The 15,751-nt window shown below is 67.5% G+C and carries 14 protein-coding genes; 10 read left to right on the forward strand and 4 right to left on the reverse strand.

The genetic code is table 11. The features are described from left to right. Positions 1–23: 23 nt before the first annotated feature. Together M1D55_RS14880 and glpK are read right to left on the reverse strand one after the other, a co-directional pair. On the reverse strand, positions 24–1,634 hold the full coding sequence (locus tag M1D55_RS14880; protein WP_456282486.1) for a glycerol-3-phosphate dehydrogenase/oxidase: 1,611 nt from the start codon (positions 1,632–1,634) through the stop codon (positions 24–26). A 56-nt stretch (positions 1,635–1,690) separates the two neighbouring features. After that, entirely contained in the window at positions 1,691–3,292 is a 1,602-nt protein-coding gene (glpK, locus tag M1D55_RS14885) for a glycerol kinase GlpK (RefSeq protein ID WP_456282487.1), read from the reverse strand. Positions 3,293–3,387: 95 nt separating this feature from the next. On the opposite strand from glpK, the gene M1D55_RS14890 reads away from it, so the two are divergent. Together M1D55_RS14890 and purU are read left to right on the forward strand one after the other, a co-directional pair. After that, positions 3,388–4,272, forward strand: coding sequence for a DUF4743 domain-containing protein (locus tag M1D55_RS14890; protein WP_456282488.1), 885 nt, complete (start codon positions 3,388–3,390; stop codon positions 4,270–4,272). 96 nt (positions 4,273–4,368) lie between these two features. After that, positions 4,369–5,235 (forward strand): formyltetrahydrofolate deformylase, encoded by an 867-nt coding sequence (gene purU, locus M1D55_RS14895; RefSeq protein ID WP_006577300.1) that lies wholly within the window; start codon positions 4,369–4,371, stop codon positions 5,233–5,235. 196 nt (positions 5,236–5,431) lie between these two features. Here purU and M1D55_RS14900 read toward each other — a convergent pair whose 3' ends face one another. Beyond that, positions 5,432–6,199: a DeoR/GlpR family DNA-binding transcription regulator gene (locus M1D55_RS14900; RefSeq protein ID WP_456282489.1), complete on the reverse strand. Its 768-nt coding sequence runs from the start codon at positions 6,197–6,199 to the stop codon at positions 5,432–5,434. A 205-nt stretch (positions 6,200–6,404) separates the two neighbouring features. On the opposite strand from M1D55_RS14900, the gene M1D55_RS14905 reads away from it, so the two are divergent. From M1D55_RS14905 to waaC, 7 genes are all read left to right on the forward strand, one after another. Then, a complete protein-coding gene (locus M1D55_RS14905; RefSeq protein WP_456282490.1) occupies positions 6,405–7,586 on the forward strand; it encodes an ABC transporter ATP-binding protein in 1,182 nt (393 codons plus the stop codon). A gap of 4 nt (positions 7,587–7,590) precedes the next feature. Then, positions 7,591–8,724, forward strand: a complete 1,134-nt coding sequence (locus M1D55_RS14910) for an ABC transporter ATP-binding protein (protein WP_456282491.1) — start codon at positions 7,591–7,593, stop codon at positions 8,722–8,724. Continuing rightward, positions 8,721–9,602, forward strand: a complete 882-nt coding sequence (locus M1D55_RS14915) for a carbohydrate ABC transporter permease (protein ID WP_023265145.1) — start codon at positions 8,721–8,723, stop codon at positions 9,600–9,602. Before M1D55_RS14910 ends, M1D55_RS14915 begins: the two co-directional genes overlap by 4 nt. After that, on the forward strand, positions 9,595–10,416 hold the full coding sequence (locus tag M1D55_RS14920; RefSeq protein ID WP_006576490.1) for a carbohydrate ABC transporter permease: 822 nt from the start codon (positions 9,595–9,597) through the stop codon (positions 10,414–10,416). Before M1D55_RS14915 ends, M1D55_RS14920 begins: the two co-directional genes overlap by 8 nt. Before the next feature lie 27 nt (positions 10,417–10,443). Beyond that, positions 10,444–10,752 carry a DUF2160 domain-containing protein gene (locus M1D55_RS14925; RefSeq protein ID WP_006576489.1) on the forward strand — a complete coding sequence of 103 codons (309 nt, stop codon included), beginning with the start codon at positions 10,444–10,446 and terminating at the stop codon, positions 10,750–10,752. 157 nt (positions 10,753–10,909) lie between these two features. Then, positions 10,910–12,661, forward strand: coding sequence for an ABC transporter substrate-binding protein (locus M1D55_RS14930; RefSeq protein ID WP_456282492.1), 1,752 nt, complete (start codon positions 10,910–10,912; stop codon positions 12,659–12,661). A 224-nt stretch (positions 12,662–12,885) separates the two neighbouring features. Then, entirely contained in the window at positions 12,886–13,899 is a 1,014-nt protein-coding gene (waaC, locus tag M1D55_RS14935; protein WP_456282493.1) for a lipopolysaccharide heptosyltransferase I, read from the forward strand. Positions 13,900–14,055: 156 nt separating this feature from the next. On the opposite strand, the gene M1D55_RS14940 is transcribed toward waaC, so the two are convergent. Further along, positions 14,056–14,802: a hypothetical protein gene (locus M1D55_RS14940; protein WP_456282494.1), complete on the reverse strand. Its 747-nt coding sequence runs from the start codon at positions 14,800–14,802 to the stop codon at positions 14,056–14,058. 257 nt (positions 14,803–15,059) lie between these two features. On the opposite strand from M1D55_RS14940, the gene M1D55_RS14945 reads away from it, so the two are divergent. Then, complete coding sequence (locus M1D55_RS14945) at positions 15,060–15,632, forward strand: DUF1801 domain-containing protein (RefSeq protein WP_456282495.1); 573 nt, start codon at positions 15,060–15,062, stop codon at positions 15,630–15,632. Positions 15,633–15,751 lie beyond the last annotated feature (119 nt).

The following is a 15,751-nucleotide window of genomic DNA, read 5'->3' on the forward strand; positions in this document are numbered from 1 at the left end:
GGAGGCGCGCCCGCGCGTGACGCTCAACGTCGCGCGCCGGCATCGAGACGATAGCTTGCCGCGAGGCCGCGCAGGCTGTCCACCTCGGCTTGTTGCCAGGCGGCGTCGTGGCCCAGTTCTTCCGCGAGGATCGCGGCCACGCGCGGAGCCACCGCGTCGGCCGCGCGCGCGTCGAGGAACAGCAGGCGGTTGCGGCGCGCGACCACGTCCTCGACCTTGCGCGCCAGTTCATAGCGGGCGGCGAAACGGACATGGGCCTCGGTCAGGCCGGATTCGGGCGCGATCACGTTGTCCGCGCCGGGCAGGCTGCGCAGCAGGCCCAGATCGCCGCCATAGTAGCGGTCCGGCGCGTTCAGGTTGGCCTGCTGGCCGGCCCATGCGCCCGCGCCATGCAGCGGCAGGTCGGCGGTCACGCAGGGCGCGGCGCGCAGCATCTGGCGCCGAATCGCGGTGTCGATGACATCCTCGGCCATCTTGCGGTAGGTGGTCCATTTGCCGCCGGTCACGGTGATCAGGCCCGCCTTCGAGACCACGATCGTGTGCTCGCGCGACAGCGAGGCGGTCGAGTTTTCGCCGGTCGCCTTGACTAGCGGGCGCAAGCCGGCCCAGACGCTGGTGACATCGTCGCGGGTGGGATCGCGCGACAGATAGCGCGCCGCGGTCTCCAGGATGAAGTCGACGTCGTCGTCCTCGGCGCGTGGCTCCAGCGGCAGGTCACGGCGCGGCGTGTCGGTGGTGCCGACGATCGTGTGGCCGTTCCAGGGCACCAGGAAGAGCACGCGGCCGTCGTCGGTCTTGGGCACCAGGATCGCGCGATCGCCGGGCAGGAAGCTGCGCGGCAGCGTCAGGTGTACGCCCTGGCTGGGCGCGACCATCATCTGCGCGCGCTCGTCCTCCATGCGCCTTACCGCGTCGACCCAGACGCCGGTGGCATTGATCACGCATTCGGCATGCAGCGTCAGTTCGGCATCGCCGAGCTCGTCGCGCACCGTGACGCCGCCGACCAGGCCCGCCTGCATCACGAGACCGGTCACGCGGGCATAGTTCAGCGCGACACCGCCCAGATCGAACAGCGTGCGCATCAGCGCGATCGCGAGGCGCGCGTCGTCGAACTGGCCGTCGAAATACAGGTTCGCGCCGCGCAGCGGCCGGCCGCCGACATGCTCGGCCAGCGTCGGCGCCGCGTCCAGTGCCTGCTGGTGGTTGAGCCAGCGGCTGTCCATCAGATTGCGGCTGCCGGCCAGCATGTCGTAGACCTTCAGGCCGATGCCGTAGAAGGGCTGGTCGAACAGCTGATAGGCGGGCACCACGAAGCCCAGCGGCCACACCAGGTGCGGCGCGTTGCGGGCCAGCATGCCGCGCTCCTGCAGCGCCTCGCGCACCAGCCCGATATTGCCCTGGGCCAGGTAACGCACGCCGCCGTGCACCAGCTTGGTGGCCTTGCTCGAGGTGCCCTTGGCGAAGTCGGCGGCCTCCAGCAGCAGCGTGCGGTAGCCGCGCGAGGCGGCATCGACAGCGGTGCCGAGTCCGGTCGCGCCGCCCCCGATCACGATCACGTCCCAGCGGCGCTCGCGCTCCAGCGTGGCGAGCAGCGCCGCGCGATCCGGGGGCAGGGTAGGGTTGGGTGTCTGCATGGCAAGGAAAGCGGTGCGAATCGGATCGGTGGGTAAGACGGTTCGAGGGCGCGGGCTCAACTGGCCGACGGGGCATTGGCCGATGCCGCATTGGCCGGCGCCGCATCGTCGCGCGCCCCGTCGCGCGCCCAGTCCCGCGCGCGCTCCACCGCGCGATGCCAGCGCGCAAGCTGGCTGGCGCGCGCATCGGCCGACAGCCGCGGCTCGAAGCGCTGTTCGATCTGCCATTGGCTGGCCAGTTCCTGTTGATCGCGCCAGAAGCCGCTGGCCAGGCCCGCCAGGTAGGCGGCGCCCAGCGCCGTGGTTTCGGTGACGCGCGGGCGCACGACCGCGGTGCCGAGCAGATCGGCCTGCATCTGCATCAGCAGGTCGCTGCGCGAGGCGCCGCCATCGACGCGCAGCTCGGCCAGCGCGATGCCGGCATCCTTCTGCATCGCGTCCAGCACGTCGACGCTCTGCAGCGCGATCGCCTCGAGCGCCGCGCGCGCGATCTGCGGGCGGCCCGTGCCGCGCGTGATGCCGATCAGCGTGCCGCGCGCAAATGCGTCCCAGTGCGGTGCGCCGAGCCCGGCGAAGGCGGGGACCAGCACCACGCCGCCGGTGTCGTCGCATTGCCGCGCCAGCGGCTCGACCTCGGGCGCGCTCTGGATGATCTGCAGGCCGTCGCGCAGCCACTGGATCGTCGCGCCGCCCATGAAGACGCCGCCTTCGAGGCAATACTGGGTGGTGGCTTTGCCGCTATCGCCGGCATGCGAACCGAGCTGCCAGCCGATCGTCGTCAGCAGCCGGTTCTGCGAGACCACCGGCGCCGAACCGGTGTTCATCAGCAGGAAGCAGCCGGTGCCGTAGGTGTTCTTCGCCATGCCGGGCGACAGGCAGGCCTGGCCGAACGTCGCCGCCTGCTGGTCACCCGCGATGCCGGCGATCGGCAGCTCGGCGCCGAACACGCGTGCCGCGGTTCGCGCGACCTCGCCGCTGGATGGCACAACCTCGGGCAGCAGGCTGCGTGGAATGTCGAGCAGCGCCAGCAGCTCGTCGTCCCAGCGAAACTCGTGGATGTTGAACAGCATCGTACGCGACGCGTTGGAGACGTCGGTCACATGGCGCGCGCCATCGGTCAGCTGCCAGATCAGCCAGCTGTCGACCGTGCCGAAGGCGAGCTCGCCGCGCGCCGCGCGTTCGCGCGCACCGTCGTAGTGGTCGAGCATCCAGCGCAGCTTGGTGCCGGAAAAATAGGCCTCGATGACCAGACCGGTCTTGGCGCGGAAGCGCTCCCCATGGCCGTCGCGCTGCAGCGCCTCGCACATCGGTGCGGTACGGCGGTCCTGCCAGACGAGCGCGCGGCCGACCGGCTCGCCGGTGCAGCGATCCCACAGCACCGCGGTCTCGCGCTGGTTGGTGATGCCGATCGCGCGGATCTGGCGCGCGGACACGCCGGCGCCGTTCAGCACCTCGTGCGCGACGGCCAGCTGCGATTGCCAGATCTCGTAGGGGTCGTGCTCGACATGGCCGGGCTGCGGGTAATATTGCCGGAATTCGCGCTGGGCGATCCGCACCACATTGCCGGCATGATCGAACAGGATCGCACGCGAACTGCTGGTGCCCTGGTCGAGCGCCAGGATGTATTCGGCGCGCGCTGGCGTCGTGCTGTCGGTCATGGCTGCCATCCTGCTGATTTCAATGATTCCGTGGTTCCGCGGTTGCGTACGGCGGAGCCGAAAGAAGAACGCCCCTGGCGGGCGCCAATATGTCGATGTCCCCTTCCCACGACCTTGCACAACGCATTGCCGCCAACCTGGCCGCCAACGTGGCCGCCAGCCTCGGCGCGCGCTCGCGCTTCGATCCCGCCCAGCATCTGCGATTGACCGTCGACGGCCTGCAGGTCGGCTGGCTGCCGCGCCGGCATGCGCAGACGCTGCGCGAGCTGGAAGGGACCGAGGGCATCGGCTTCGCCGTGCTGGGCACGGAAGCCGACGACACGGTCGTGCTGTTGCCGCGGATCCATGGTTTCGACGCGCGTACCGCGGCGCTGGCCACGCTGGCCCGCCGACTGGCCGCGCACAACCTGCTGCGCGGCTGGCGCGATGAGGCGTTCGCCGTCACGCCGGCGCTGGATCATCCGGCCCTGGCGACGATCGAACGCGCGGCCGCGCGCTATTTCGGTCTGCTGACGTTCGCCTCGCACATGAACGGCATCGTGGCCGGCCAGCGCGCGCTGTGGATCGCCCGGCGAAGCGACAGCAAGGCGGTCGATCCCGGCATGTGGGACAACCTGGTCGCCGGCGGCATGCCGCACGGCAGCGATCCGCTGGCCACGCTGGTGCGCGAATGCGACGAGGAGTCCGGCATTCCCCCGTGGCTGGCGGCCCAGGCGCAGGCCCACGGCACGGTGCAGGTGCTGCGCGAAATCGACGAGGGCGTGCAGTGGGAAACGGTCTATCTGTACGACCTGGAACTGCCCGCCGACTTCGTGCCGCACAACCGCGACGGTGAGGTCGCCGAGCACCGGCGGGTCGGCCCGGACGCCGCGCTTGCTATCATGGCGGATGGCGCGATGACGCTCGATGCCACGCTGGTGACGCTCTGTGCGCTGCGCCGGCGCGGTTGGGCGCCGCCGGTACCGGGCTTCGCCGACTAGCGCGGCCGCGCTGTACCGGGCCCCGTACGGCGCGCCGTATGGGGCCCCGTAAGGCGGCCGGTCCGCCGGGCGCGCCCCCTCCAGAGAACCCCAACGATGAGCAATCCAGGCTTTATTCTGACCATTTCGTGCCCCGATCAGCCGGGCATCGTGCATGCCGTTTCGGGACTGCTGTTCCAGCACGGCTGCAATATCGTCGATTCGGACCAGTACGGTGACGAGTACACCGGTCGCTTCTTCATGCGCGTGCATTTCACCGCGGCCCCGGGCGGTCCGGAGCTCGGCGCGCTCAAGAGCGCGTTTGCGCCGGTCGGCGAGCAGTTCTCGATGCAGTGGGAGCTGTTCGATGCCGCGATCAAGCCGCGCGTGATGATCATGGTGTCGCGCATCGGCCATTGCCTGAACGATCTGCTGTTCCGCGCCAAGAGCGGGCAGCTGCCGGTCGAGATCGCGGCGATCGTGTCGAACCACCGCGATTTCTACCAGCTGGCCGCGTCGTACGACATTCCGTTCTTCCATCTGCCTCTGATGAACGCGTCGGCCGAGCAGAAGGCCGCGCAGGAGGCCAAGGTGTTCGAGGTGGTGCAGGACCAGAAGATCGACCTGGTCGTGCTGGCGCGCTATATGCAGGTGCTGTCGAACGACCTGTGCCGCAAGCTGGAGGGCCGCGCGATCAATATCCACCATTCGTTCCTGCCGAGCTTCAAGGGCGCCAAGCCCTACTACCAGGCGCACGATCGCGGCGTCAAGCTGATCGGCGCGACGGCCCACTATGTGACCGCCGACCTCGACGAAGGCCCGATCATCGAGCAGGAGATCGAACGCGTGGACCACAGCATGGACCCGGACCAGCTGACCGCGGTCGGCCGCGACGTCGAATGCGTGGCACTGGCCCGCGCGGTCAAGTGGCATGCGGAACATCGCATCCTGCTGAACGGGCACAAGACGGTCGTTTTCAAGTAAGGACCGCTGTTGCCGCGGTTGCCCTCTCCCCCGCCCCTCTCCCGCGCGCGGGAGAGGGGAGAGCACCGTCAGTACCCGCAGACCGACTGCCTCTCGACCGCCCGCGCTGGATGTGGAGAAGGCCGGCAGCGCGCGCACACCGACATGCCCTCTCCCGCCTGCGGGAGAGGGGTAGGGGAGAGGGCAGCTCCGCCCCTTAGTCTCCCGCCACCACACACTTCACTCCGCTGTCCGCGACGATCTGCTCGAACGGCGCCCGCAACGGCTCGTCGGTGAAGAGCCGGTCGATCTGCGACAGGTGCGCCAGCTCGACCATCGCCTGCCGGTTGAATTTGGTTGCATCGGCGGCCAGCCAGACCTCGCGCGAATGCTCGATGATCGTGCGCGCCACCTTGACCTCGCGGAAATCGTAATCGCGCAGCGTGCCGTCGGCCTCGATCCCCGAGATGCCGATCAGGCCGATGTCGACCTTGAACTGGCCGATGAACTCGACCGTGGCCTCGCCGACGATGCCGCGGTCGCGCGAACGCAGCACGCCGCCGGCCACGATCACCTCGCAGTCCTGGTTGTCGGCCAGGATGTTGGCGACGTGCAGATTGTTGGTGATCACGCGCAGGCCGCGATGATGGACCAGCGCGCGGGCGATCTCCTCGATCGTGGTGCCGATGTTCAGGATCAGCGAACAGCCCTCGGGCACCGCGGCGGCCACCGCGCGCGCGATGCGCGCCTTGCCCTCGGCATTGAGCAGCTGGCGCTGGCGATAGGCGATGTTCTCGGTGGTCGAGCCATCCATCCGCACGCCGCCGTGAAAGCGCGCCAGCATGCCGTTCTCCGCCAGCAGATTGACGTCGCGCCGGACCGTTTGCAGGGTCACGCCGAACTTGCGTGCTAGCTCTTCGATGGAGGCGAAGCCCTGGCTGCGGACTTCTTCCAGAAGAGCGGTCTGGCGGGGATTGAGCGTCATGCCGGGATTCTAGTTCAAACAAAAACGAAAACAAATGACGCATTGCACTATTGTTTTTTGTTCGCTTCTTTACTAAAACGAGCAAGCAAGCCATCGATGCGCGCCGGAGTCCCTTTTCGCGTCCCGCCCTGTGTCCGCTGACCGCGCGACCTTCCTTCGGGCCGAACCATGCCGCGCGCAGGGCAAGAACCCTGACGGAGACCGGATGCAGCTCAGACTGGAAGGCATCGCGCAGCAGGCAGGTTCGCAGGTCCATCTCTATCCGATGTCGCTGGCCCCGGTCCCGGGCGCGGTGACGATCCTGCTCGGCGCGACCCAGGCCGGCAAGACGTCGCTGATGCGGGTGATGGCCGGGCTCGACCGTCCCAGCGCCGGCCGCGTGCTGGTCGACGATGCCGACGTGACGGGCATGCCGGTACGCCAGCGCAATGTGTCGATGGTCTACCAGCAGTTCATCAACTACCCGTCGCTGACGGTGTTCGACAACATCGCCTCGCCGCTGCGGCTGCGCGGCGCCGCCGATATCGACCGGCAGGTGCGGACGCTGGCGGCGCGGCTGCATATCGAACATCTGCTCGAGCGCCATCCGGCCGAGCTCTCCGGCGGCCAGCAGCAGCGCGTCGCGCTGGCGCGGGCGCTGGCCAAGGGCGCGCCGCTGATGTTGCTGGACGAGCCGCTGGTCAATCTCGACTACAAGCTGCGGGAGGAACTGCGCGAGGAGCTCGCCCAGCTGTTCGCGCAGGGCGACGCCACCGTGATCTACGCGACCACCGAGCCCGGCGAGGCATTGCTGCTCGGCGGCCATACCGCGGTGCTTGATGCCGGCGAGCTGCTGCAATACGGGCCGACGGCCGAAGTCTTCCATTACCCCGACTCGCTGCGCGTGGCGCGCGCCTTCAGCGATCCCCCGATGAACCTGATCGCCGGCGAATGGCGCGATGGCGCCGTGCATCTGCCCGACGGCATCGAGGTGGTGCTGCGCCCGGATGACAGCGCCATCGACAACGCCGTCGATGGTGCCCGCGATGCGCTGCAAGGCTATGCCGGCCCTGTCACTGTCGGCGTGCGCGCCGGCACGCTGTGGCTCGATGGCGTATCGGACCGGCACGACGAGCTCGCGGTCGGCGTACCGCGCGCGCGGGAGGGCGTGCCGCTGCCGGGACGGGTGGCGCTGGCCGAGCTGTCGGGCTCCGATACCTTCGTGCACGTCGACACCGCGGTCGGCAACCTGGTCGCCCAGGTGCCGGGCGTGCTGGAGTTGGCGCTGGGCGAGACGGTGACGCTGCGGCTCGACCCGTCGCAGCTGTATCTGTTCGATGCGCAGGGACGCTGCGTGCGCGCGCCGCGCCGCGTGCATCCGCGGCGCGCCAACGGGCAGGGGAACTGAGGCCATGGCCCGCATCGACCTGGACTTGGCCCATGCCTACGGCCCCAATCCGCGCAGCGACGAGGACTATGCGCTGCTGCCGCTGCGCTTTACCTTCGACGACGGCGGCGCCTATGCGCTGCTGGGGCCCTCGGGCTGCGGCAAGACCACGCTGCTGAACTGCATCTCGGGCCTGCTGCGGCCGTCGCAGGGCACCGTGTCGTTCGATGGCCGCGACGTCACCGGCGAATCGCCGCAGGCGCGCAATATCGCCCAGGTGTTCCAGTTCCCGGTGATCTACGACACCATGACCGTCGGCCAGAACCTCGCCTTTCCGCTGCGCAACCGCGGCGTGCCGCAGGCCCAGGTGCGCGAGCGCGTGGGGCAGGTGGCCGAGATGCTGGACCTGTCGGCCGTGCTCGATCGCCAGGCCAGCGGCCTGTCGGCCGATGCCAAGCAGAAGATCTCGCTGGGGCGCGGGCTGGTGCGTCACGACGTCGCCGCGATCCTGTTCGACGAGCCGTTGACCGTGATCGACCCGCACCTCAAATGGCAGCTGCGGCGCAAGCTCAAGCAGATCCACCGCGAATTCCATCTGACGCTGATCTATGTCACGCACGACCAGACCGAGGCGCTGACCTTCGCCGATCAGGTGGTGGTCATGTCGCGCGGCAAGGCCGTGCAGGTCGGCACCGCCGATGCGCTGTTCGAGCGGCCGGCCCATACGTTCGTCGGCCATTTCATCGGCTCGCCCGGCATGAACTTCCTGCCGGCGCGCTGGCGCGATGGCTGGATCGAACTGGCCGGACGGCGGTATGCGCCGCCGGCGGATGATGCCCTCGCGCAGCGGCTGCAGGCGGCCGGCACCTTCAAGATCGGCGTGCGCCCCGAATATCTGCGGCTGGCGCGATCCGACGACGAGCAGGCGGTGCCCGCGGTGATCGAACGCGCGCAGGACATCGGCACCTACTGGATCGCCGCCGCGCGGCTGCACGACAGCGGTGCCCATGGCAAGAGCATCGACAGCGCCGATGGCGCGCCGCTGCTGCGCGCCCGGCTCGGCGACGAGGCCGCCGCGCTGCGGCCCGGCGAGACCGCGTGGTTCTCGGTGTTCCACCGCCATACCTGCTTTTACGTCGACGAGGAGCTGGTCCGATGAAGCCGATCAACCAGAAGGCGTGGCTGCTGGTGTTGCCGGTGGTGGTCTGCGTCGCGTTCTCGGCGATCCTGCCCCTGATGACCATCGTCAACTACTCGGTGCAGGACATCATCTCGCCGGAGCGGCGCGTGTTCGTCGGCACCGAATGGTTCCGCGCGGTGCTGCGCGACGGCGAGCTGCACGACGCGCTGCTGCGGCAGCTCGGTTTCTCGCTGGCGGTGCTGCTGGTCGAGATTCCGCTCGGCATCCTGCTGGCGCTGTCGATGCCGGCGCGCGGCTGGAAGGCGTCGGCGGTGCTGGTGATCGTCGCGCTGTCGCTGCTGATTCCGTGGAACGTGGTCGGCACGATCTGGCAGATCTTTGGCCGCACCGACATCGGCCTGCTCGGCGCCGCGCTGGCCGGACTCGGCTTCGACTACAACTACACCGGCAACGCGCTCGACGCGTGGCTGACGGTGCTGGTGATGGACGTCTGGCACTGGACGCCGCTGGTCGGCCTGCTGTGCTACGCCGGCCTGCGCGCGATTCCCGACGCCTACTACCAGGCCGCGCAGATCGACGGCGCCTCGCGCTGGGCGGTGTTCCGCCATATCCAGCTGCCCAAGCTGCGCGGCGTGCTGATGATCGCGGTGCTGCTGCGCTTCATGGACAGCTTCATGATCTACACCGAGCCGTTCGTGCTGACCGGCGGCGGACCCGGCAACGCCACCACCTTCCTGTCGCAGTACCTGACGCAGAAAGCGGTGGGGCAGTTCGACCTGGGTCCGGCCGCGGCGTTCTCGATCGTCTATTTCCTGATCATCCTGCTGCTGTGTTTCGTGCTGTACAACTGGATGCAGCGCGCCGGCACCGTCGCCGAGGAGGTTCCCCATGCATGATCCGGCCTCGCGTGGCGGCTGGTGGCGCGCCGCCTTCCTGCTGGTCTATCTGGTGTTCGCGATCCTGCCGATCTACTGGATGCTCAACATGTCGTTCAAGACCAACGACGAGATCCTGTCGACGCTGTCGCTGTGGCCGGCGCAATTCACGCTGGAGCACTACCGCACGATCTTCACCGATTCGTCGTGGTACTCCGGTTATATCAACTCGCTGATCTATGTCGCGCTGAACACCGTGATTTCGGTCACCGTGGCGCTGCCGGCCGCGTATGCGTTCTCGCGCTACCAGTTCATCGGCGACAAGCATGTGTTCTTCTGGCTGCTGACCAACCGGATGACGCCGCCGGCGGTGTTCCTGCTGCCGTTCTTCCAGCTCTATACGAGCGTCGGGCTGATGGACACGCACCTGGGCGTCGCGCTCGCCCACCTGGTGTTCAACGTGCCGCTGGCGGTGTGGATCCTGGAGGGCTTCATGTCGGGCGTGCCGCGCGAGATCGACGAGACCGCCTATGTCGACGGCTATTCGTTCCCGCGCTTCTTCCTGACGATCTTCCTGCCGCTGATCAAGGCCGGCGTCGGCGTCGCGGCGTTCTTCTGCTTCATGTTCAGCTGGGTCGAGCTGCTGCTGGCGCGCACGCTGACCTCGGTCGACGCCAAGCCGATCGTGGCGACGATGACCCGCACGGTCTCCGCCTCGGGCATGGACTGGGGCGTGCTGGCCGCGGCCGGTGTGCTGACGATCGTGCCCGGCGGCATTGTGATCTGGTTCGTGCGGCACTACATCGCGAAGGGCTTCGCGATGGGCCGCGTCTGAGCGGGGGTGGCGATGGAAACGACGGCCATGTTCGGCTGGATGGTGTGGACCACGCCGGTCGCGGTGTTCTTCGTCTGCGTGGTGCTGATGCTGATCGGCATGACGATCTGGGAGCTGCGCTCGCCGACGCGCCTGCGCAAGGGCTGGCTGCCGATCGCGACCACGCGCGGCGACCGGCTGTTCATCGGCCTGATGTGCGCGGCATGGATCAACCTGGCGTGGGTCGGACTGGGCGAGGCAATGATGAACTGGTTCTCGCTGCCGGAGGAGCCGTCCGTGTGGATCAGCTTCGTCGTGTCGATGGCGGTGCTGGCGCTGGTGATGCGCAAGGGGTGATCTCCGGGTGATTTCCGGGTGAGTTCATGGGTGATCCCCGGGGTTGTTCGCTGTGGTTCAGAGGTGCGTCTGGTTGGTATTCGCAGGTAGCGCGGCTCAATCCTTCCCCGGCCGCGACCCGCAACGCTTTCGGGAAGGGCCATTCGAGGAGACATCGATGACAGCGCTGAAGCAACGGGCAAGGCTAGCGGTGAAGCTGGTGGCGGTGGCCGCCGCGCTCGCCTGCGGCCATGCCGCCTGGGCCGGAGAGGCCGAGGCGAAGAAATGGATCGACAGCGAGTTCCAGCCGTCCTCGCTATCGAAGGACAGGCAGCTGGCCGAGATGAAGTGGTTCATCGACGCGGCCGCCAAGCTCAAGGCCAAGGGCGTGACCCAGGTCAACGTGGTGTCCGAGACGATCACCACGCACGAGTACGAGGCCAAGACGCTGGCGCGTGCGTTCGAGGAGATCACCGGCATCAAGGTCAATCACGACCTGATCCAGGAAGGCGACGTGGTCGAGAAGCTGCAGACGTCGATGCAGTCGGGCAAGTCGATCTACGACGGCTGGATCTCCGATTCGGACCTGATCGGCACGCACTACCGCTATGGCGCAATCCTGCCGCTGACCGACTACATGAACGGCGCCGGCAAGGAATTTACCAATCCCGATCTCGACATCAAGGACTTCATCGGCACCAAGTTCACCACCGCGCCGGACGGCAAGCTCTACCAGCTGCCGGACCAGCAGTTCGCCAATCTCTACTGGTTCCGCGCCGACTGGTTCGCGCGCAAGGACCTGCAGGAGAAGTTCAAGGCCAAGTATGGCTACGACCTGGGCGTGCCGACCAACTGGTCGGCCTACGAGGACATCGCCAACTTCTTCACCAACGACGTCAAGGAGATCGACGGCAAGAAGGTCTATGGCCATATGGACTATGGCAAGAAGGACCCGTCGCTCGGCTGGCGCTTCACCGATGCGTGGCTGTCGATGGCCGGCACCGCGGACAAGGGGCTGCCCAACGGCATGCCGGTCGACGAGTGGGGCATCCGCGTGGCGGCCGACAAATGCACGCCGGTCGGCGCGTCCGTCGCGCGCGGCGGCGCCACCAACAGCCCGGCCGCGGTCTATGCGCTGACCAAGTACGTCGACTGGATGAAGAAGTACGCGCCGCCGCAGGCCATGGGCATGACCTTCTCCGAGGCCGGCCCGGTGCCGGCGCAAGGGCAGGTCGCGCAGCAGATCTTCTGGTACACGGCCTTCACCGCCGACATGACCAAGAAGGGGCTGCCGGTGGTCAACGCGGACGGCTCGCCGAAGTGGCGCATGGCGCCGTCGCCGTATGGCCCGTACTGGAAGCAGGGGATGCAGAACGGCTACCAGGACGTGGGCTCGTGGACCTTCTTCAAGAAGACCGATCCGAACCGCCTGGCAGGCGCGTGGCTGTACGCGCAGTTCGTCACGTCGAAGACCGTGTCGCTGAAGAAGTCGCTGACCGGGCTGACGTTCATCCGCGACAGCGACATCAACCACGAGTACCTGACCAAGAACGCGGCCAAGTACGGCGGGCTGATCGAGTTCTATCGCAGTCCGGCGCGCGTGGCATGGACGCCGACCGGCACCAACGTCCCCGACTATCCGAAGCTCGCCCAGCTGTGGTGGAAGAACGTCGCGACCGCAGTGACCGGCGAGAAGACTCCGCAGGCCGCGATGGACAGCCTGGCCGAGGAAATGGACCAGGTGATGGCGCGGCTGCAGCGCGCGGGCATGGCGACCTGCGCGCCGAAGCTGAACCCCAAGGGGGATGCGGCCAAGTGGCTGTCCGACGTGCACGCGCCGTGGAAGAAGCTGGCCAACGAGAAGCCCAAGGGCGAGACCATCGCCTACGAGAAGCTGCTGCAGGCGTGGAAGGAGGGCAAGGTGCGGTGATGGGGTGGGCCGGCTGACCGGCCCACAGCAGTTCTCCCCTCTCCCGCGTGCGGGAGAGGGGCCGGGGAGAGGGGCCGGGGAGAGGGCCGGGGAGAGGGCAACCACCGCACGCCCGGCTTCAAATTTCCTCCGTTACCTCCGGACACGCCCCCCGCCCAGCCTCTGGTGCATACTACGGCCTTCGCAAAATCCAGCCCCGCGGCAAAGGCCCGCTCCCTGCACCCATGAAGCGCATCCTGGTTATCAAGATCACCTCCCTCGGCGATATGGCGCACACGCTGCCGCTGATCTGGGATCTGCGGCACGCCTATCCCGATGCCAAGATCGACTGGGTCGCCGATGCCTCCTGCGCCGATATCCCGCGCTGGACGGTCGGCGTCGACCGCGTGATCGCGCCGCCGCTGCGCGGCTACAAGAAGTCGAAGCAATGGAAGAACCTGCGCGCGATCCTCGCCGCGGTGCGCGAACTGCGCCGTGAGAAGTACGACGTGGTACTGGACGTGCACGGCGTCTACAAGAGCGCCATCGTCGGCTGGCTGGCCCGCACCCGCCGCCGCTTTGGCTATGCCGCCAGGCACCTGGGAGAAGCGCGTGCCGAGATGTTCTACACCGACATCTTCGCGCCGCATGGCGACGCCACCGCACGCCACAAGATGCGCCTGGTCGCCGCCAAGGCGCTCGGTTACGAGCTCGACCCGAAGGAACACTACGAACTGCGCATCCCGGCTCCGGCCGCGCCACTCAATACCGACGGCGTGCCGCGCGCGATGCTGTTCCACGCGACCTCGCTGGAGATCAAGAAATGGCCGCCGGAACGCTGGATCGCGGTCGGCCGCGAGCTGAACGCCCGGGGCTATCGCGTGCAGCTGCCCTGGGGCTCGCCGGCGGAAAAGGAGCAATCCGAAGTGCTGGCCCGCGGCATCCCGGACGCCGAGGTGCTGCCCAGGATGACGATCACCGAATGCGCCCAGCGCGTCGCCGCCGCGGACCTGGTGATCGGCACCGACACCGGCTTCGTCCACCTCGCCCATGCGCTGGGCAAGCCGTCGGTGATGCTGTTCACCGCCACCTCGCGCGAGCACTTCGGTATCTCCGAGCCTGGCCGCGCGGTGTCGATCGGCAATGAAGGCGTGGTGCCTGATGTGCCGGAGGTGATCGGGGCGATTGATCAGGTGACTGGCGGCGGCGTGATGGCTGCGCCTGCGGCGGGGATGCATGCCTTGCCGTCAGGTCTATAACGTCAGCGGCAGCGGCTCCGGGGGCGGTCGAGTTCGATTGTCGTATCAGCGATACGACAATCCGCTATTCATGAAGATTTGAGTGTCGGCGTGTCCGGCCATGATCGAGGATGACGCCATGCCGCCGACGGGATTGGCGGCATGGCGCCTGTCGGCTTACCGCGTGCCGACGAATAGCACGCCTGCCGACCGGTCAGAAGTCGTGCCGGTGGCGATCAGGCTGCGATCCTCCGCGCTGTAATACGCGACGCCGCTCATCTTCTGCCCCGGACGGGCGCACGGGGACGGACCGAAGGTCACGGTGATGTCGTAAGCGTTGCCACGTGCGCGCGGCTTGGCGGCGCCTTCGATCCGGCAGCCGGACGCGCCCGCGCCGCTGATCGTGCCGGAGCTGGCGACGGTGATCGTCGCCGATTCGCCGCCCTCGGGAATCACCGAGGTGCCGCTGTAGGTGCCGGCCAGCGTCGCCAGCGACGGCGTCAGCTCGTAGTTCTTGTCGTAGGTGCTGGTGAAGGTCGCGGTCTGGCCCGTGGCCGGATAGCGGACGGTGCCGTTCAGGTTCCCCTTGGTCGCGTAGGTGCCGTTGACCTCGACATTGAAGATTCCGCGCGACGACACGCTGAAGTCCTTGCCGTCGTTCGACGTGAAGCCGCCATTGGTCGCGTTCAGCTTGCCCTGGATCACGCCGAGCGAGATCGGCGCCAACGAGGTGTAGATCACGTAGTAGGTGCCGTCGTCGAGCACCAGGCCGGCGATGTCCTGGTTCGCCGAGGTCTTGCCCGTGTACAGGCCTTCGGCGGGGGAGGTGGCCGGTTGCGGCGCGGGGCCGTCGTCGTCGCCACCGCCACCGCCGCAAGCGGCGAGGGCCAGTGCCATGGAAGCAATCAGCAGGGTCTTGTTCATGGAATTCTCGAAGGGTTGTCTTTGTTGTTCTATCGGGATGGCGCCCCGGCATTGCACCGGGGCGCGGCAATCCTAGAGGCTGCCGGCGGCGCCTGCTATTCCCGATTGGTGGGGTATTGCGCTTTCCCGCGAATGGGGCCAGACGGCGCCGGTGGTTGTTGACGGCCGGCATTCGACATAGGATCGGTCCGGTTCAGCGGCCGGCCGTCCAGGCCCGTCCTTGACAGGCTCGACTCGGGACGTTGGGGGTGAATACGATGGCAACGAACAAAACGCCTGCGAAACCGCTGAACGCCGCGGCGAAGCCGGCAAGAAAGTCCCCGGCAAAACCGGCCGACGAATCGGCCCAGAAATCGGCCCGGAAATCGGCCCAGAAATCGGCCCAGAAATCGGCCAATAAATCGGCGCATAAACCGCCCCCCGACGGCAAGCCGGTCCTGCTGTCGGGCGGCAATCCGCAGATCCCGAAGGGCGACGGCGATGCCCCGGTGCAGGCCTACATCGCCGCCATGCCGGACTGGAAGCGTGAGGTCGGCGAAAAGCTTGACGCGCTGATCGTGCGCACCGTGCCGGACGTCCGCAAGGCGGTGAAATGGAATTCGCCGTTCTATGGCGTGGAGGGGCAGGGCTGGTTTCTCAGCTTCCACTGCTTCACGCGGTACGTGAAGGTGGCCTTTTTCAAAGGATCGTCGCTGCGCCCGCTGCCGCCCGGGGAATCGAAGGACCCGAATACGCGATATCTCGATATCTACGAAGCCGAGGGGATCGATGAGGCGTTGGTAGGGGACTGGATACGGCAGGCAGCCCAGTTGCCGGGGTGGGTGCCGTAAAGGGTGGGGAAAAGCGCGGTGCCGAACGATCCTGCCAATCACCCAACAAAGCAGGAGAAAAAGAAAAAGCCCTCGACTGTCGTCTGAGGGCCTTTTCCATGCGGTGTCCCGCGAATTTG

The sequence above is a fragment of the Cupriavidus sp. JZ107 genome (assembly GCF_053903255.1).